Origin of the sequence: Klebsiella quasivariicola (assembly GCF_002269255.1) — a bacterium.
GTDB lineage: Bacteria > Pseudomonadota > Gammaproteobacteria > Enterobacterales > Enterobacteriaceae > Klebsiella > Klebsiella quasivariicola.
Genome location: NZ_CP022825.1, coordinates 40,017 through 57,059, shown reverse-complemented (window position 1 = coordinate 57,059; position 17,043 = coordinate 40,017). Strand labels below are relative to the sequence as shown.

At 57.0% G+C, this 17,043-nt stretch carries 29 protein-coding genes; all 29 read right to left on the bottom strand.

The window, feature by feature from the left end; all coding sequences use genetic code 11:
• Positions 1 to 291: 291 nt before the first annotated feature.
• The 29 genes from B8P98_RS29670 to B8P98_RS29495 all read right to left on the bottom strand — a co-directional run bounded on the left by B8P98_RS29670 (position 292) and on the right by B8P98_RS29495 (position 17,012).
• Positions 292 to 1,125: an N-6 DNA methylase gene (locus tag B8P98_RS29670; RefSeq protein WP_020316644.1), complete on the bottom strand. Its 834-nt coding sequence runs from the start codon at positions 1,123 to 1,125 to the stop codon at positions 292 to 294.
• 46 nt (positions 1,126 to 1,171) lie between these two features.
• The gene (locus B8P98_RS29665) at positions 1,172 to 1,402 is read right to left on the bottom strand and encodes a CCDC81 family HU domain 1-containing protein (protein ID WP_020805755.1); all 231 of its coding nucleotides are present in this window, start codon (positions 1,400 to 1,402) and stop codon (positions 1,172 to 1,174) included.
• 87 nt (positions 1,403 to 1,489) lie between these two features.
• Entirely contained in the window at positions 1,490 to 1,837 is a 348-nt protein-coding gene (locus tag B8P98_RS29660) for a hypothetical protein (RefSeq protein WP_020316654.1), read from the bottom strand.
• 65 nt (positions 1,838 to 1,902) lie between these two features.
• Positions 1,903 to 2,283 carry a hypothetical protein gene (locus tag B8P98_RS29655; protein ID WP_020316656.1) on the bottom strand — a complete coding sequence of 127 codons (381 nt, stop codon included), beginning with the start codon at positions 2,281 to 2,283 and terminating at the stop codon, positions 1,903 to 1,905.
• 716 nt (positions 2,284 to 2,999) lie between these two features.
• Positions 3,000 to 3,413 carry a helix-turn-helix domain-containing protein gene (locus tag B8P98_RS29640; RefSeq protein ID WP_065954386.1) on the bottom strand — a complete coding sequence of 138 codons (414 nt, stop codon included), beginning with the start codon at positions 3,411 to 3,413 and terminating at the stop codon, positions 3,000 to 3,002.
• The gene (locus B8P98_RS29635; protein ID WP_020316685.1) at positions 3,414 to 3,692 is read right to left on the bottom strand and encodes a helix-turn-helix domain-containing protein; all 279 of its coding nucleotides are present in this window, start codon (positions 3,690 to 3,692) and stop codon (positions 3,414 to 3,416) included.
• Positions 3,682 to 4,002: a type II toxin-antitoxin system RelE/ParE family toxin gene (locus B8P98_RS29630; RefSeq protein WP_004152720.1), complete on the bottom strand. Its 321-nt coding sequence runs from the start codon at positions 4,000 to 4,002 to the stop codon at positions 3,682 to 3,684. The genes B8P98_RS29635 and B8P98_RS29630 overlap by 11 nt, the downstream gene beginning before the upstream one ends.
• Positions 4,003 to 4,082: 80 nt before the next feature.
• On the bottom strand, positions 4,083 to 4,307 hold the full coding sequence (locus B8P98_RS29625) for a hypothetical protein (protein ID WP_004152719.1): 225 nt from the start codon (positions 4,305 to 4,307) through the stop codon (positions 4,083 to 4,085).
• A gap of 10 nt (positions 4,308 to 4,317) precedes the next feature.
• Positions 4,318 to 4,530 (bottom strand): hypothetical protein, encoded by a 213-nt coding sequence (locus tag B8P98_RS29620; RefSeq protein WP_025714932.1) that lies wholly within the window; start codon positions 4,528 to 4,530, stop codon positions 4,318 to 4,320.
• 60 nt (positions 4,531 to 4,590) lie between these two features.
• Positions 4,591 to 4,947: a hypothetical protein gene (locus tag B8P98_RS29615; protein ID WP_013023814.1), complete on the bottom strand. Its 357-nt coding sequence runs from the start codon at positions 4,945 to 4,947 to the stop codon at positions 4,591 to 4,593.
• A 636-nt stretch (positions 4,948 to 5,583) separates the two neighbouring features.
• On the bottom strand, positions 5,584 to 5,934 hold the full coding sequence (locus B8P98_RS29600) for a hypothetical protein (protein ID WP_004152758.1): 351 nt from the start codon (positions 5,932 to 5,934) through the stop codon (positions 5,584 to 5,586).
• Positions 5,931 to 6,203: a hypothetical protein gene (locus B8P98_RS31405; protein ID WP_032445785.1), complete on the bottom strand. Its 273-nt coding sequence runs from the start codon at positions 6,201 to 6,203 to the stop codon at positions 5,931 to 5,933. The genes B8P98_RS29600 and B8P98_RS31405 overlap by 4 nt, the downstream gene beginning before the upstream one ends.
• A 439-nt stretch (positions 6,204 to 6,642) precedes the next feature.
• Positions 6,643 to 6,762 (bottom strand): type I toxin-antitoxin system Hok family toxin, encoded by a 120-nt coding sequence (locus B8P98_RS29590; protein WP_223156217.1) that lies wholly within the window; start codon positions 6,760 to 6,762, stop codon positions 6,643 to 6,645.
• Positions 6,707 to 6,859, bottom strand: a complete 153-nt coding sequence (locus B8P98_RS31785) for a DUF5431 family protein (RefSeq protein ID WP_224324938.1) — start codon at positions 6,857 to 6,859, stop codon at positions 6,707 to 6,709. The genes B8P98_RS29590 and B8P98_RS31785 overlap by 56 nt, the downstream gene beginning before the upstream one ends.
• Before the next feature lie 158 nt (positions 6,860 to 7,017).
• Positions 7,018 to 7,344: a hypothetical protein gene (locus B8P98_RS29580; protein WP_015632484.1), complete on the bottom strand. Its 327-nt coding sequence runs from the start codon at positions 7,342 to 7,344 to the stop codon at positions 7,018 to 7,020.
• Positions 7,341 to 8,069: a plasmid SOS inhibition protein A gene (locus B8P98_RS29575; RefSeq protein WP_020805627.1), complete on the bottom strand. Its 729-nt coding sequence runs from the start codon at positions 8,067 to 8,069 to the stop codon at positions 7,341 to 7,343. Before B8P98_RS29575 ends, B8P98_RS29580 begins: the two co-directional genes overlap by 4 nt.
• The gene (gene psiB / locus B8P98_RS29570; protein WP_065954387.1) at positions 8,066 to 8,497 is read right to left on the bottom strand and encodes a conjugation system SOS inhibitor PsiB; all 432 of its coding nucleotides are present in this window, start codon (positions 8,495 to 8,497) and stop codon (positions 8,066 to 8,068) included. The genes B8P98_RS29575 and psiB overlap by 4 nt, the downstream gene beginning before the upstream one ends.
• 44 nt (positions 8,498 to 8,541) lie before the next feature.
• Positions 8,542 to 10,542, bottom strand: a complete 2,001-nt coding sequence (locus B8P98_RS29565) for a ParB/RepB/Spo0J family partition protein (protein WP_086893254.1) — start codon at positions 10,540 to 10,542, stop codon at positions 8,542 to 8,544.
• A 68-nt stretch (positions 10,543 to 10,610) separates the two neighbouring features.
• A complete protein-coding gene (locus tag B8P98_RS29560; protein WP_023340973.1) occupies positions 10,611 to 10,859 on the bottom strand; it encodes a DUF905 domain-containing protein in 249 nt (82 codons plus the stop codon).
• A 48-nt stretch (positions 10,860 to 10,907) separates the two neighbouring features.
• A complete protein-coding gene (ssb, locus tag B8P98_RS29555) occupies positions 10,908 to 11,447 on the bottom strand; it encodes a single-stranded DNA-binding protein (protein WP_065954389.1) in 540 nt (179 codons plus the stop codon).
• A gap of 694 nt (positions 11,448 to 12,141) precedes the next feature.
• A complete protein-coding gene (locus B8P98_RS29540; RefSeq protein WP_065954391.1) occupies positions 12,142 to 12,462 on the bottom strand; it encodes a hypothetical protein in 321 nt (106 codons plus the stop codon).
• A gap of 36 nt (positions 12,463 to 12,498) precedes the next feature.
• Entirely contained in the window at positions 12,499 to 12,753 is a 255-nt protein-coding gene (locus B8P98_RS29535) for a DNA polymerase III subunit theta (protein ID WP_065954392.1), read from the bottom strand.
• A gap of 193 nt (positions 12,754 to 12,946) precedes the next feature.
• On the bottom strand, positions 12,947 to 13,138 hold the full coding sequence (locus B8P98_RS29530) for a hypothetical protein (protein ID WP_049118528.1): 192 nt from the start codon (positions 13,136 to 13,138) through the stop codon (positions 12,947 to 12,949).
• Positions 13,139 to 13,180: 42 nt separating this feature from the next.
• A complete protein-coding gene (locus B8P98_RS29525) occupies positions 13,181 to 13,687 on the bottom strand; it encodes an antirestriction protein ArdA (protein WP_065954402.1) in 507 nt (168 codons plus the stop codon).
• A gap of 44 nt (positions 13,688 to 13,731) precedes the next feature.
• A complete protein-coding gene (locus tag B8P98_RS31520) occupies positions 13,732 to 14,160 on the bottom strand; it encodes an antirestriction protein (RefSeq protein WP_065954393.1) in 429 nt (142 codons plus the stop codon).
• A 679-nt stretch (positions 14,161 to 14,839) separates the two neighbouring features.
• Entirely contained in the window at positions 14,840 to 15,607 is a 768-nt protein-coding gene (locus B8P98_RS29510; RefSeq protein ID WP_065954394.1) for a hypothetical protein, read from the bottom strand.
• Between the two features lie 53 nt (positions 15,608 to 15,660).
• A complete protein-coding gene (locus tag B8P98_RS29505; protein ID WP_049117709.1) occupies positions 15,661 to 16,080 on the bottom strand; it encodes a DUF1380 family protein in 420 nt (139 codons plus the stop codon).
• A gap of 9 nt (positions 16,081 to 16,089) precedes the next feature.
• On the bottom strand, positions 16,090 to 16,311 hold the full coding sequence (locus B8P98_RS29500) for a hypothetical protein (RefSeq protein ID WP_032433933.1): 222 nt from the start codon (positions 16,309 to 16,311) through the stop codon (positions 16,090 to 16,092).
• Entirely contained in the window at positions 16,311 to 17,012 is a 702-nt protein-coding gene (locus B8P98_RS29495; RefSeq protein WP_065954395.1) for a DNA methylase, read from the bottom strand. The genes B8P98_RS29500 and B8P98_RS29495 overlap by 1 nt, the downstream gene beginning before the upstream one ends.
• Positions 17,013 to 17,043: the final 31 nt, after the last annotated feature.

The following is a 17,043-nucleotide window of genomic DNA, read 5'->3' as shown; positions in this document are numbered from 1 at the left end:
AAGCCCGACAGGGCAGAGACAGCTTGCTGGCTCTGTTCACGACAGCCGTGTCCCGACAGGGACGACGCCCGGGTCAGTATTTATTTAATCTTTCATCAGAGATAAATAGCGGAAGAGATACACAGCAGAATAGCGGAAGCGATGTAACAGAGATGAATAAAGAATATTGATGAGATAATACCGCGCCGGAGTAATACGGGCGGCGCGTAGCGCAGCCGGTATTATTCAGCGCCACAGGCGCTGCGGCCTTTCAACGCAGTCGGGCAGGTTATCCCCTGCCCTTCCGGTTATTTACGCGGCCTCCTGTATTCCGCGCATAAAGTCCCGCATAGCCCTGAACCGGCGCAGATCTGCCAGTCGTTTTTCAAAGTCATTGAGGTAGAAAACCGGGGTATACCTCACACGCCGGATCTGCATCGTGAGCGTGTTGCCCGTCACCACTTCCGCCGCTATCCCCAGCAGTGACAGCTGGATGAATGCCATATCGGCCGCCACCGGATCGATGTCAATGCAGCTGCCGAACATGTGCATGGAGGGGTTGATATCAGCTTCAAGCAGGCACTCTGCATAGGCGATCAGCATCCCGGCAGCCCCACACGCCGGATCGCTGACGGTGGCAATCCCTTCCCGGCGGATAGTGTCTCTGACGCCTGGCATCAGCATCCGCGCCATCAGACACTGCACTGAATACGGGGTAAAATACTGCCCGCGAAAGTTATCTCCGAGTTCAAGCTCCATGAAAATGGCACCGAGAAAATCATGAAATTTCGCCTCCAGCGCACACACCATCAGGCAGAACATTTCCTGCATGTTCGCGATGTCGGTGGCCTCGTACCGGGCGCAGATTTTCCGGCAGTGCTCCATGCTCTCCGGCGTTCGTATCCGGGCCATATCCAGCTCGCTGGCGGCAAGCGACAGAAAATCACTGAACACTTCCCAGCGCCCCAGATGGCGGCCCGTATCCTTAAATACGCGGATAAAACGGCCCCGGCTGTACTGCTCGCTCATCATACGATGAACCGTGGGCACCGTTTCCGCGATCTGCTGCCCTGCCTGAATGACAGGGCGGTTATCCGCAGTTTCTCTGGCCAGATTGAACACATCGGCAAAACTCAGCTGTGACATAACATTATCTCCGCTGTTGCCGCTCCCGAAGGAGCGGCTCACCTTATCAGTTACATGCGCGTTTGAGTTCAAGTGTGCGGAGTACCTGCCCGAAGGCGGTGTTGTTCATCGCGGGGATATGAACGCCGCGCCCCTTACGAATACTGCGGGCAATATGCCGTCCGAAGGCTTTCAGCGCCGGATCAATCTCCTGGGCCGCAATATCGTCTCGCTGGATACGTGGATGACGACGGGGCTTTACAGCCTCAGTGGAAGGTGAAAGAATGGATAGGTTCATATGTACCTCTAAGTTAATTTGAACAGCCGAAAAAATCGTTACCGCGACTTTTACGGCGTGGATAAAGCAGGGTTTTCCCTGCTTTTTTCATTTCCGGAACAGGTTAAATTCCTCCTTAATGCGCGTTGTAATCTGCGCATGGCTCAGGTTGCACACATCCCGCAGCCGGAAATATCTGGCTCCGTAGCGGGCGTATATCTCTGTCACGTCACAGCAGACCATCTCCTGCAGCATGAACGTTTCCCACTCGCCGTTCTCACTTGTTGACCAGTTGAGCGGATACATCAGGCCCAGCGCCTCGTGAAAGGCATGAACGTCGATTTCTTCCGGTGCTTTCACCGCATCGTTACGGCGACTCAACCAGTACGCACGTTCTGCCTCTGCGGTGGTCTGCATTCCCAGGACTGCAGAGGATTCGATCAGGTGTAAGTTCATACATCTCTCCTTATGTGGATCACCGGCGGCCCCCGGACCGCCAGATGTTGGGTAAAAAAGCAGATTCATGGCATATGGCGTTCAGCGCGCATTGAGTCAGCAATGTATTTGCGTGCGTCATTCCACGCTTCCTTACCGGTATCACCAAAAAGAAGCTCAACGAGTTTCCGGGACTGCAGCCATGGTTGAGCAACGCCGAAATGCACCTGCAGAACGTCAGCGTGCCAGTCAACCACTCCCGCACCCAGGACGTTATCAGCCATACGCATCAACGCGCCCCATACCAGTTCACTTCTTTCGCTTTCTCTCAGACGCTTGTTTTTAAGCTCTACCAGATGCAGCAGGAGGCTCTTTTGCTCGCTAATCGCGTTGGCCAGAAGGTTTTCAACCCATCTTTCGGTAGATTCTTTGGTGGCGGTTTTGACGTTGACGTTCTGTGTGTTCATTCTGCTTTTCCTCTGGTCTGGTGGTTAATCCATCTCTCGGTGAGTTCCCTGGCGGCAAAGGGCAAAGGAGCAACGTCGTAAGGAGGAGAACAAGGGGCGGAGACAAAAAGTTTTTGCGGTCCCTGGCAAAAAGTTTTTGGCGGAGTTTATTTACCCCTTGGGTGACGACACGGCGGTGCTACGACCAGCCCTTCGCCGGGGAACGGACGAGAGATGACTCACCAGGGGAAGGGATGAGAATGAACACACCCGACACGACGGAACGGCGTGGCGCCATCAGAGTGCCGGCAGTCCTTCGCCGGCACGGTGAAAGCGGCGCGACCGGGACGGTCGCAGCAAGCGCTGCCGTTGACCTTGACCTCAGACATCAGACACTAGCCGGCAGGCCCGAAACCGCGTAGCGGGTTCGGCGGAGCTTACCGCGTCTTTTCGCGGTTAGCGGAGTGTGGCTCGACGACCGGACAGCGCAGCTGGCCGGGAGCCGAAGGTGTCCAGTGCGGGTGTGCTTTTAAAGCCTTTAAGGGTTAAAAAGAGACATCACAGCAGGGAGAAGAAGAGGAAGCAGGCAGACAGCAGGCAGCAAACAGGGAAGACGCGGAAAGGAAATGCGGGCGGCGCGTCAGCGCGGCCCGGTTTTCCCGGCGCCGCAGGCGCGCGGTCTTTCGAGGCGCGGCCAGACGGGGACCGATGCCCCCTTCGCCTGCTCTGTTCCCGAATCAGTCAACAAACATCGAGACCGGGATTTGAAATCGATTTGCCAGCGCCCGCATGTGATCAAGGGTCAAACTGCGTTCACCACTGAGGATCCGGCTGACGAGTGATTTTTTGCCTATCTCGTTTTCAAAATCGGACTGTGAAAGCCCGCGTTGCTGCATAAGAACCCGCAGCAACGATACACCGTTTTTACCAGCTTCGATGCGCGTATTAAATTCTTCAAATTCCACCGCGTTATTTTCCCAGGCATCAATGCGGGCAGTCAGTATATCAACCAGCGGGCTGTCCGGGTCATGTTCCAGAAGATACTCAACGAGTTTACGTGCATCTTCGTAATCTTTGCGGGACGAACTGCCACCCGGCAGAGGGACAATACTCGCCAGGTCATTCACCGCTTTATTGGCATCGCTAATCATTCAAACCTGCTGAATTTTAAAGTTAACACCGCAGGCTCTGGCGTACCGAACCAGCGTCTGAATACTCATTCGCGAAGCGTTCTTCTCCATACGTGAGATAGTAGGCGCTTTGATGCCCATACGTTCTGCAACCTGTGCCGACGTCAAACCCGCTTCTTTTCTCCATGTTGCTAAGGTTTCCCGAAGTAGCTCCGAGGCTTGTTCTGCCTCGAATGCCGCGCTGTACTCATGATCGTTCATTGCTTCGGTATGAACCTGGCTAAGGGTTTTATATTTCATTCTGCATTTCCTCCAGTCTGCGAAGTGCCTGATCTATTTCTGCCGGGGGCGTTTTTGGCGATTTTTTGATAAAGATCCGAAGTAGAAAAATACGTTCACCACTCTGATATACCCAGATTCCGCGGGCGATATCTGCCCCCATTGTACGTATTTCGAAAAGGCCGTTTCCAAGCGGCTTGGTATCTGGCTCGCGTAGCTGGCGAGGGTTTGCTTCCAGCTTCATGAGTAGCCTGGCCATTTTTGCACGAATGGCAGCAGGCAGAGCCGTAAACTCTTTTTCAGCTTCATCATGAAAGATGACTGTGAACATGGATGTAATCTCTAGTCCGTATGTGCACACATTAGCTCAAAAGCTAACTTAGCTCAAGAGCTAAGTTAGCTAGCTTCTCACTACCCGACCTTTACGACTTCAATGCCCAGGATCAGAGCGATGAATTCTGCTTTGTTCTGAAGCAACCAGGTGCGTGCTTCGGGTGCCTGAGCTTTGCTGATATCGATATCAAACTGGTTAAGCGCTGCAGCATCGGCGTGTCCAAGTGTAATACCGCGCCACTGCATCCCTGCAAAATAGGCGTTCCCTGCCCCCTGCTGGATTTTTCCTTTCACGTGTTCCATTGCCCAGACCTCATTCCACACCCAGACGGCGGAACATATCGGCGATGATATTCCGGCGCGTATATGAAGCACCTGCGGCTTTCAGATCGGCCAGCACGTTATAGGCGTAACTGGCATCCTTTCCATGAAAAGCGATCACCTTTTCCGCTTTTGGTTCAAAACAGGATGGGGAAGTTTCCCGGGAGAAAGCCTCTGATGAGTGTTGATGGCCGTATACTTTCATTTTGCGTTACCTCTGGTCTTTAAGGGATGGCAGCGATACGCCGCCATCCGTGTTTATTTCTCAGCAGTCGTTTGCCGCCAGTTCACTCATCAGTACATCCCGTGCTTCCAGCGCGCGTTCCTCTTCGGCTAGCGTCAGCAGATAGCCGCGCTTTGCCGCAGCGCCCATTAACACCGGACGGTCTTTCAACGGCAGCGCATCCAGATAATCCAGCGCACCACCCAGCAGATGGGCCTGATACAGCTCGTAATGCATCCCGCAGCTCCGACCAGCCTTTTTCTCGATACGTTCCAGCACTACATCGGCGCGGATAACATCGAACGGGTTTCGGGAATGAATGTTGCGCACAAAACCGTCAGTCCGGAGGGTTGTGCTTTCTTTGGTGGAGGGTTTTACGTTGACGTTTTGTGTGCTCATCCAGCTTTCTCCTTTGTCTGTTTTTCTGCCTTTTAAAACCATCACCCGTTGAGTTGCCGGGGCCGCGGTTTTGACTTTGTGCGGGGACCTGCTGAACCTGCCCCCTGGATATAACCTTCACCCGTTTGAGAGCCGTTCGCCGCAAGGGCGTAAACGAGCACGGCCCGGTGCAGATGTCCGGGGGTGAGCGGGAAATTTTTTTCGGTCTAATGAAGCGGCAGCGGAATGGCGGCGAAAAATTTATTGCGAAAGGCTCTGCCGTCCCCTGGACAGCAAGACGGGTTGTGCTTGTCTCAGCCCCGGCGAATGGACTCAAACGGGTGATACGGGTACCAGGGGAAAGGAGCAGGCACCCGCCGCAACGACGAAGAGCGCGGGCGCGAAACGGCGTTGCCCCGCAGAGTGCCGGCAGTCCTTCGCCGGCACGGTGAAAGCGGCGCGGCCGGGACGGTCGCAGCAAGCGCTGCCGTTGACCTTGACTTCAGACATCAGACACTAGCCGTCAGGCCCGAAACCGCGTAGCGGGTTCGGCGGAGCCCGGCAGGTGCGCAGCAGCTGCCCTGGCGGAGTGTGGCTCGACGACTGGACAGCGCAGCTGGCCAGGAGCCGAAGGGGTCCAGTGTTGTTATGCCTTTCTTATCGTTCCAGGCGTTCGACGGTGGCCAGCAATTGCGGATAGGTCGCTGACTGACACTTTTCGTACAGTGATTTAGCTGCGGGTATCCCTTCCAGATAATCATCCGAGTCCCGAATTTCCTGAGCCAGATATTCAATAAAGGCGGGTTCCACAACGGAGCCATTCAGAACATTAAGCAGAACCTGTGTTTCGTCGTCATCGAGAGGAAGGGCACAGGCGCGAACCAGATGCGCATAGCGATCAAAGATATTATTCAGCCGTTCAGTCACCCCTTCCCTGTGGGAGTTCAGATGTGCTCGCAGCTTAGGCGAAGGCGTGAAAGAGGGGTTGCGGGAGATCTCTTTTTTCACTGGTTATCCTCAGAATACTGGCCCGACATAATTAAGAATTTGCGCCGCTCCCTCACGAACTGTCGGTACCATTTACGGGCAACACTGGCAAGATCGTCCTCAGAAGCGTCACAGTAAAGCGTACTCCCCATAAACCCTCCCCCACGGCAAATCTGAGCACCTGTGCTACCTGGGCGTCCCGGGGACTCCAGGTGAACATAGCCACCACTGTCGGGTGCGTAAAAACTGAAAATTTCGCCGGTTTTACGGGATTTTATCGTGAAGTTCATGCTGGCTCTCCTTTGGCTCACCCGCGACTGCGCTTCGCCTCACTGAGTTAAGTGGAACAATTGCTGTTCATTACACAATCAACTGTATGACAGATGTCATACATAATCAACAAAAAAAGGCCTGCAAAAAAAGCAGGCGAGAAGTATTGGTACAGAGCGAACTTATCACCAGAACCCAAATGTTCACAATCAATCACTCTTTTTTTCAGACTGATGACAGGGTGTTACGGTGAATGAAGGAGGTTAATGTGACTTGCGATTCATTGAATCCGTGTTGTAGGTAGGTGAAAGCATTTTGCCCGCCTGTCGTGCGGGCTTTTTTTCCTGTAATCAGGAAAAAGGGGCTACCGGCGAACCGGCAACCCCTTCATAAAGGCGCTTCAGGCATGTCAGACATCATCTCCCCTTAATGTCGGGGGTTCCCCCCCGCCGGGGTTAGCTACTTAGCGGATTCGTAAGCCATAAAAGCCGCCACCTCCCTGTTCGTGTCCCTGTACCGGATTTCACATAGTGATTTCCGGGTGAGGTAAGTGAATATCAACAGTGTGAGGCACACTATTAATACGCACCCGAGCAGAGTGTTTCGCGGCAGTTTCATGGCCTTCTTCTCCTTGCCTCGCGGCATCTAAGAGGCTATCCTGATGTTGTCTAGGCATACAGGTGGCCTCGTGGGTTAATGAAAATTAACTACGGGGCTTTCTGCTTTCTGCCACACAACACGGTAACAAACCACCTTCACGTCATGAGGCAAAAAGCCTCAAGCGCCACCGCCAGTATACCTTACCCGCTGCCATACTGACCAGGCATCGCGCCATCATCGTTCTGATTTGCCGCGAAAATACCCGGGTCTGCTCTCAAGCTCCCGCTCGATCAGCTCGTCGGCAAACAAGGGCGCAATCCTGTTGATGCGGCGCACCAGATTCCGGTGGCGGGCGGCGGCTTTCCGCTCGTCGCTCCATCGCTTAATCTGCCTCTCGTCGAGAAAATCCACGCATACCGCATATCCCGCGCCCGCCACCCAGCAAGACATCACTTCTTCAGGTGCCGCCTGCCCAGCCTCCACGACAACGGAAACCAGCTCCAGTGGACCCGGGCAGGGCCTGTGCGGCAGTTTCCAGCGCAGGGAATAGCGCCACTTCATCCGTGGCTCCGGTGTGTCAGCTTGTTCGGGACCTGCCAGCGTTCTGCCTGACGCACAGACTCCGGCGTCTCTCTCACAATGAAGCTGATTTCATGGATGACACCACACAGCGGCTCCCCGGCATCCCGCAGCCAGTCCAGAGAGGCCAGCGAGGCATATCGCGATCGCCAGTGCCAGAAGGCAGGGGCAAGCTCACGCGCGTCAAACTCGTCGCTCCACCGGCGGTACCAGCTGCTGACCGTCTCCGGTGACTGGAAATTCAGCTCCGTGACGGCCTGTCCCAGCAGGTTCTGCCGTAACCGCCAGTGATGCGCCAATGCGCGTTCTTCCCGACGCATCTTACGGGTAAAGGCGAGGCTGCTGCGCTGTTTCCGGCGCTCAGTCCGGCTGTGCTGCACCTCGGGGAACAGTTCGGCCTGAACATCAACCGGCAGCGGCAGCGGACAGCACTCCCCGTGACTGGCAATCAGTGCATCGAGCGCCTCTTCCACCTGTTTAAGACTGCTCAGACGATGTTTCGGGTCCCAGTTCAGGCCGGGAATGCGCTGCGCCACGGTCGTGTTCATACGGCTGTTCCCGGCCAGCAGGCGCAGGAAGGTACGCACGTGTGGCGCTGCAGACAGACGAGCACCGCGCTGGCGGGCATTCTCCACGGCCATGATGGCCTGCAGCGCAGCCTGTCGGGCAGGCTGCAGGGTGACAAGGGAACGGGACGAAGGGATCATTGTGCGCCCTCCTGTTCCAGCGTGCTGATGATACTGGCGCAGGAATATCCGTCAGTATCGAGACACGCTATCAATGCCAGCGTGTGGGAGATCAACGCCGGGTTAAATTCTTCCATGCTGCGAACAACAGAGAACGGCTGGCCAGCACGTGTCACAAAGACGAGCATCCAGCGGTCACTCAACTCTCCGGGGCTGCAGACAGCGACATCAAAATGGCAATGGGCCGGAGAAAAGCGGACCTGCACCGGGAAAAAGCCCCCAAATTCGCACCGGTACTCGGCATTCACGGACCAGCCGGACGGTGAGGTCAGATCGCGCATGACAGCGTGGCTCAGCTCCCGGCGAAAATCTTCACCGGCTGCACGGTAGTCTTCCAGCTCGTCAGCGGACATAGTTTTGAGAACATCCAGAGTCAGTAACGTTTTCATTTTCAGTCTCCTTATCGCCGCCCCGCAGGGCGGCGTCTCCGTTATCAGGCAGCGTGGGAAGTCGGTTTGTCAGTGTCCGGGGCAGCATGTGCATCGTCCGGCTTTGCGGCATCCGGGGACTGCATCCAGCCCGGTACCCAGCGGGAGCCGGAGAGCCACTGTTCAGCATGGCTGGCAGCATCACCCTTTTTCATTTTTTCGGCATCCGAGGCGGCTCCGGTCAGCCCGGCCTCCTTCAGTGCCGCCACAATCTGGGCCTTGCTGAGCAGCCCGAGGAAGTTATCCGCTGTCGGCTGCCACCAGTCGCGCAGATGGAACCCGAGCGCCGCCTCCACGCCATCGAGGTCACTGCGGCGGGTATGGCCACATTCACGGGTCTGGACGCCATCGACGGAACAGGCGGTACAGAAGGCCATCAGCGACATCAGGGTCTGTCCGTCGAGGGTGAAGAAGGTGGTGAAATCTTTCTGCCAGCCCTCCGGCAGCAGGGCTTCCAGACGGGCTTTCTCCTGCATCAGATACCGCCATGCCTGACCTTCCTCTCCGGTCGGGGCTTCACTGGTCAGGCCGCTGTGATGCACCTCAAGGCGCAGGACAAACGGGTGCCGGGTGGTGGTGCAGTAGTCGAACACGCAGCTGCACAGCCGCCAGACCATCAGGGCCACGGCTTTCTGTGGCTGCTTAACCAGTTCGGCCTGAACCGCCAGTGTCCTTTCTGAAGACATTTTTTTCAGGAGCGGCACGCTGATACCCTCTGCTGCATCCGGCATACTGCGGGTGACCACATGCACAGAAGCCTGTTCGCCACCGTGCTCCCCGCCGTCAGATGCCGCCGTCTGGCTCTTCTTCTGCACACCACGCTGGACGCAAAGCTCACCGTCATACAGACTGACCACCACGCCACAGGCCGCTTTCTGCTCCGGTGTCCACGCCCGAACCGATGCCGCATTTTCAATCTCATCAATCAGCACCTGAATCGCGGCTTCATCCTCAAAGGTTTCCGTTGCCTCCATCGTGGCGTACAGTTCATCAAGACGCTGCAGTTCCTCAGCGCTGAATTCCCCCTCCGGCGCCGGCAGCACCAGATAATGCTCGCGGTCATCGCCGTAGTTTCTGACGGATCCCTCACGAGCCAGTGACCATGACCAGCCTTCCTGTTGTTCGATGACCAGCGCAGCCGCCGCCAGCTTCTCCTGAACCAGACGCTCAACCAGTACCCCGTCCGCCGTTCCGTCTCCCTCCTGGGCGCTGAACAGATCCTCACGCACCACGCCCCCGGCGGCCTCATACGCTTCACGACCGATAAACACGAAGCGGGAGTGGGTTACGGCGATTTCCGTATCCGTGATGGCCCGCTTCAGCAGGTGAGCGGGTGTGCTGCCGTATGAGGTTTTCACCTGGTCATACACCTGCACCTGACGTGCCGGGTCGCTCTCCAGACTCAGGGCCTGACACTGCTCCACGTCGAGTTTGTCCTCTGCCAGCAGGGTAATCAGTTCCGGGGCGAGGCTTGCCAGCTTCAACATGCGCTGAACGTGACGGGAACTGTAGCCCAGCTGGTCCCCGATTTGCACCGGGGTTTTCCCCTGTTCTGAGAGGGTACGGAACCCGCTGATTTGCTCTGCCGGGTGCATGGCCACACGCTTGTCGTTCTCGACCATCGAGGCGACCACCGCCAGGTCGTCACTGACACGCTTGACGACAACCGGATATCCGGCATCGATACACTGCTCGCTGAGCAACTGTTGCAGGGCGGCAAGACGACGGCCACCTGCAGCCACACCTGATATACCGTCCGGCAGCGAGTGAACCACCAGATTCTGGATCAGGCCGATCGCCATGATGGAGTCAGCCATCTCCCGGACACTGTCAGCCGGATAGGGGATAGTGCGAACGTTCAGCGGGGATTTGACCAGCGACGACAGCGGCACCATTTCAATCTGAGCAGCCTCAAGCGCGGCTTTGAGGGCGGCGGCTTCGGCAGGTTTCACCGTTTTTTTGCTGGTTTTAACCGTTGCTTTTGCTTTAGACTCGGTCACTGACATAATTAATTTCTCTCCGATATTGATTAATGTCTGCCGGGCAGGCCCATCTGCCCGGCACCTCTTACGGCTTATTGCGTTTTGCGTACTCCGTAGTCCCGGATATAGCGGTTCATCAGGTCCTCACCGCCCGGTTCAAAATTCCAGACGCGCCAGACCATGCTGCCGTCATCCTGATGACGGACGACAAGGCGAAAATGGGTCCCCTGGTCATCTTCAATCGCCACATTCTGATACTGCGCGGCGACAATCTGAGCCTGCTCGCGGGTAAACGTGCCATCCGGCATGGATTCAAGCGGGGACAAAACGTTATGGTCCATATGTTTCTCCTTCTCTGCCCCGCCTGAACGGGGCGTGTTCATCATGGTTTAAAAGGGCGCATCGTCATCCATTGGTGGGAAATCATCCGGGAGTGGCTGAGGCGGTTGCTGAGACGGAGTCGCATCCTGACGGCCTTTCTTACCGCCCTTCGCTTTCGGGGATTTAGCCGGGGCCTGAGCAGGTTGTGCCGGGGTGGCAGGACTCTGCGGCGCGGCGCTCTCAGGCTCACCGGATTCACGGCGGCCGCCGAGCATCTGCAGGGTGCCGTTCTGGCCGACCAGCACCTCGGTGACGTAGCGCGTGACTCCGGCATCGTCCTGCCAGTTGCGGGTGCGCAGCTGGCCCTCGATGTAGACCTGCGCGCCTTTACGCAGGTATTCGCCCGCCACTTCCGCGAGCTTGCCGAACATGACAACACGGTGCCACTCGGTGTTTTCGCGCATCTCTCCCGTCTGCTTGTCACGCCATGTTTCAGACGTGGCCAGCGTCAGATTGGCCACTGCGCCCCCGTTGGGCATGTAACGAACGTCCGGGTCCTGTCCCAGATGTCCGACCAGAATGACTTTGTTAACGCCACGTGCTGCCATGATGAATCTCCTTACTCTGTTGTTTTGTCTTTAAAAACCATCACCCGTTGAGTTGCCGGGGCCGCGGTTTTGACTTTGTGCGGGGACCTGCTGAACCAGCCCCTGGATATAACCTTCACCCGTTTGAGAGCCGTTCGCCGCAAGGGCAAAGACGCCACGGCCTGACGCATCTGTCCGGGGCAGGACACAAAAGTTTTTGCGGTTCCATGCAAAAAGTTTTGTGGACTGTTCATTACACCCTGGACAGCCAATGCGACAGGTTGTGGCTATGTCAGCCCGGGCGAATGGACTCAAAAGGGTGATACGGGTACCAGGGGAAAGGAGCAGGCACCCGCCGCAACGACGGAACGCGCGGGCGCGAAACGGCGTTGCCCTGCAGAGTGCCGGCAGCTTTATCGCCGGCACGGTGAAAGCGGCGCGACCGGAACGGTCGCAGCAAGCGCTGCCGTTGACCTCAGACATCAGACACTAGCCGTCAGGCCCGAAACCGCGTAGCGGGTTCGGCGGAGCTTACCGCGTCTTTTCGCGGTTAGCGGAGTGTGGCTCGACGACTGAACCGCGCCAGCGGGTCAGGAGCCGAAGGTGGCCCCGGGGCAGATTGTGTGAAAAGAAAGTTAAACAGAGGAAGAGCTGCAGCAAGATGGAGAGTACCGGTCTGGTCAGGTCAGGTCAGGTCAGGTCAGGTCAGGTCAGGTCAGGACTGAGATTCGCCCTTCTCTTTTCTGTACTGAACAACGCAGTACCAGGCAGAAGCCAGGAAAGCGAAAACGGTGATCAGGGCACGAAATTCGTCACCCGGCTCTTTCCCCTGCAGCATCAGCGTTATGATGATGCCGGCAACGATAATCCACGCCATGCCACTCCATAGGCGCAGCTTATCCGCCACGACATTAATCAGAACAAAAGCAACGGCCAGGATAGCCCCCCACAGGGCCGGAACAGGCTGAAATGGAATAAAAAACAGGTTAATACCGGTTAAAAGCGTCACGGCAGCAAACATCATAGACATACGCACAGATTTCCCTCCCTGGACACACTGACTGTAAGAATATCAATTCTGCTGATCATCGCCCGGTTTATTATATTCGGGTGCATTTGCGCGCGGCAGCTGCTGACTGTTCAGTCGATGTACGCGGAGCCGTTCATGGAAATATTCGCGCAGGTGTTCAGGCTGTTCCCGTTCAACAAGCTCAGGCACAACAGGCTTGTTCATCCTTTCCTGCCAGGCAACGGCAGCGGCCACCTTATCGATGGCAACTTTGTCCTGCTCCTCTTTTGGAAAAGAGGCGATATTCCACTTTGACATATGTATCACCGGTCTGCTTTACAGGAAGATATCCCTGATAATACGCGTATTCCCGGGCAACAGCGGCTGACAACGAAGAGGAGAGTGCCCGGCGCCGGAGGCGCGGCGACGTCTCTCTCCGGCAGGCGCAGCCTGCCAGGGTTTTGCGCGCGGACTGACAGGCACCCTCCGGCCCGGACGCCTGCCATCGAGCTTACTGGCCCTTGCCGCCCTGTAAGATAAAGTGTCCGCCAATACAGACGGCACACTGGCAGGTCATGTATTCGCAGATTTCATCCATCACCTGCGCAGTGGTCAGTTCCCGCAGACCGGCATCGCGGCGGCGGGCATTAATCAGGGCTTTGTACTGTCGCAGGATATCGCGGCTTTGTGGTGCAAGTTTCATGTGCTTTCTCCTTAACCGGCGGGCTTCCCCGCCGGATAGTAATCAGTTGCCGAATACATAGCCTTCATGGAAGACATAGCCGCTGCTGAACAGATCCCGCGCGTAAGCCTCATAATCGAAATAGACGCGCAGGGATTCAGGCACCTCGCTTAACAGGCCGTGATCCTCTACAAAGCCATAAGCAAAATCCTCCTCGCTTTCAGCCTCGCCACAATACGCATCATCAAAGGCGTCATAGTCGCACTCGCCGGTATATTCCGCCCAGACCACAAACGCGGCGGCGCGTCCTTCGTCCTGCGCCTGCCGGAATGCCTCGATAAACGCCCACTTAACAGAGGATTCAGAGGCAAACTGAGACGGGATCCCTTCCCAGTCCTGAAACATAAACTCGGGGTCATCCTCGGCGGCATGCAACGCCCGGCAGGCGTCATAAAATTCGTCTTCGTCGTCGAAATCGGTTAAATCAAACCATTTGCCAAAAATACTGCCGCAGTTGTACTGGTGATACGTGCCCACGTAGATGGCCGGAGTGGTGATGGATGAATTCATTTTTTCGTCTCCCTGCGGGGCGGCATGGCCGCCCCGGTCGTTAATCAGTCCAGCGCGGCGTAAATGGCGTTGCATTCCGGGTGAAGGGTAATGTGATTCCAGAGCTGGGCATCACGCAGCATATAAAGGCGAGTCAGTGCCGGGTTACAGCTGTCATGATGGGCCGCCAGACGGCGATTAATCGCCAGGCTGGTCAGAATAATGCCCGCCGCGTCGGCGCTGACCATGCGATCAAACCAGTTTTCACTGTTGAACAGATGAACCCGGCCACAATCCGGCATCATGTAACCGCCGCCCTCTGGCAGCCGGATAAAGTGCCAGAACTCACTGCTGTATTCAGGCATCCATTGTTTCGCCAGCGCATACACCTGCAATTCTGCGAGCATAAAATCCGTGCCGAACAGGTAGGGCATAAAAGACAGGCGGTCACACTCTTCAACATTCAGGACGGGGCGTGTTGTCACATACTGCATGGTAAAACCTCCGTAATCACATGGACTGCGGCACCGGGTTGTGCCGTGCCGACACGTCAGCCCGGCGGAAAGCGGAAGATGCAGGGGCGACACCGGAGGCCGCAGCGCAGATAAAGCGCGAAGCGGGTCTGGACGGTTTTCGAGCGAAACCTGAGCGAGAAAACGACGGGAAGAACGGCGAGCATCATAAAAAAACTGCGACCGGGCGAGGATGGCGGCGTCAGCGAACCCTTGCATCTGCAGCAGCCGGGCTAAAGTGAAGGCACGGCACTACCCGTCGCGATGCAGGAGGTTGAATACAGGGCTTCTCCCCCCGTTTTTCGACCACAGGGAGAAAAGCGGAAGCAGATGTCGCGACGCGACAGACGCAGGAATAAGGCCACAGACCGGAGGGATGGGGCCGGGTGAAGCGGAGCCGGCGGCAACAGCAAGCCGGCGACTTCCTTATCCGGAGATGGGTGCGCCAGCGAACTCCAGCCTCTGCGGCTGCCGGGCTACAGTGAAGGCACGGCACAGCCAGCACACGGCACGGCGATAACAGAGGGTTGTGTTCACCCAAAAGGCCCGGAAACCGGGCCGGGTGGACGCGGAGCCGGCACGGCTACATCCTTATCGCACCACTCCTCCTGTGCCGGCAGGCTGACAAGGGAGGGTCCCCCTCCCCTGACGCTCCGGGCTGTCACTCCTGAGTTCTGCTGGCGCGGGCCTCTCTCACCATTTCCCTTAAAACCCGGCGATCAAACCAGCGCCGGACCGGCGTGTCCGTAAAACGCAGCTGATCAGCGATAACCCCTGCGCTCCTGATAGTTTCCTCCCGCTCGTTAACCAGGGTGAGCAGGACCGGGCAGAATCGCGCATCGCGAATAAGAATGGCATCAAGGACCTGATCCAGCCTGTCGGTTTCGTCTTCGTCCAGGCAGTTATCATGATCATACTCCACGGCCAGCAAGCGCCAGTCACCGATCCGCCTGTCCATCAGACGGGGATTGACGGACGACGTCAGCGCGGCGGCGATGCGCTTCGTATCCCGGTGGACGATTTCCGATATCTGCGTGAGGGAGGCTTTCAGGAAGGCCAGCAGATCGTCACATTCCGCCGCCGTCAGCCACTCCTGAGCGTAAGGCAGGCGGATAACCTGACAGTCAGCCAGCCGCTCCGGATGCGGATATGCCTGCACCGGAAAGAGATGCAGACGAGCCGGAGTTCCCGCCAGCCGCCGGGCGCTGGCGAGCAACAACGCTGCCCGGCCATACGTCAGCGGCTGACAAAGCTGTTCCGTAAGCGTGAGGATTTCCACGCCACTGAGAGAGCCGCAGGCGGCAAGCCAGCCGGGTACGGTTTCAGGGGCGACGGGCACCATATCAACAGCGTCGGGCCAGCCAGCCTGGCGCAGCATCCGGTCGCCGTGACGCAGAATAAGCGCGTTAAGGGTTTCATTTTTCAACATTATCGTCTCTGTCCGGGGTATATCGCCCCGCAGCGTGGCGGGGCGTTCTGCTGTCAGCTTTTCAGTAATACGCGCACTTTCGCTGTATCCGCCAGGCGGCGCATGACGCTTTCCGGCACCGGTTGATTGCGATCCCGTGCGGTCCATTCCCTGTCCCACAATGCCTGTTCGGCGGTAATCAGCAGGGTTTCAAGCAGGTCAACCGGCACAGTCACCCTCTGCCCGTTCTCTTTCACCTGGTCTATCAGTGCCATCACCAGGCCGGCTGACACGCCCGACTCAAGCCGTTGTTCTTCCGGTATAGCGTCCATGCGTTCCAGTACTGCCCTTACGTCCTGTTCTGAAAAGGAATATTCCATCCCGTCAGCCAGTGCTTCAATATCCGCCGGGGTCCAGATAATCAGGTTCAGCGGGGTTTCTGCGGGATATTGCTCATTCAGCATCCTGCAAAGATCTTCACGGGTTCCGTACATGTTCTCTCCTCACTCCAGAAAGCTTTCATCGAGCATCAGGGCGATATTGAACGCCTCATCCATCAGGACGCTGAGACGTCGCAGACTGATACCGGCAAGCCGTTCCGCCAGTCCGTCGTACCGGTAGTGGTACGTGTCTTCCAGCACTTTCAGGGTGGTTTTCAGGTCGCAAAGATTGTTCGCCAGCCCGGCCATATCGCGACGAAGGGCTTCGTGTCCGTCGTAATTCATTACGCGGCCTCCGGGAGCCATTCATCGTTCGCCGCCGGGGTATTGACGGCCCGGTGCATGGCGGCCAGTCGTTCGGTTCCGGCCCGGTGGTACTGCGCCAGCATTTCGATGCCGATATAGCGGCGTCCGGCACGGTATGCAGCGACGCAGGTCGAACAGCTTCCGGCAAACGGGTCGAGAACAATCGCGCCCGGGGCGCTGAATGACTCAATCAGCGGCTGTAGCGCCTCCACCGGTTTCTGCGTCGGATGCAGGGTATTACCGGTATACGGGAAGGGCAGCACATCCGGCAGCGGTTTAAGGGGCGGCACGGGGCGGCCTTTGGCAAGGACATAAGCCCCTTCATGGCAGTAGTCCACAAATCCGCGTCGGGCCCTGGCGTTACGACGGTTGGAGGCATAGTTTTTGGTGAACACAAGCTGGCCCACGGCATAGAATCCTGCCGCCTTCCACGCGGCCATAAAGCGGTCCACACGGTTCCAGCCGTAGAAGCTCACCATCAGTGCGTCTTTTTTAAGGACGCGGTACATCTCCAGCGTGGCCGGTTGCAGCCATTCGTCCGTCACATCCCCGGCAATCTGTCTGCCCTGACGGTCCTTAAAACCGACGAGGTAAGGCGGATCGGTCACAATAAGGTCCACGGCACGGTCGGGGAATCCGCGCATCACATCAATACAGTTCCCGAGAATGAATCTGGACATGGCAGCACTCCTGTAGTCTGAGGGGGCAGGA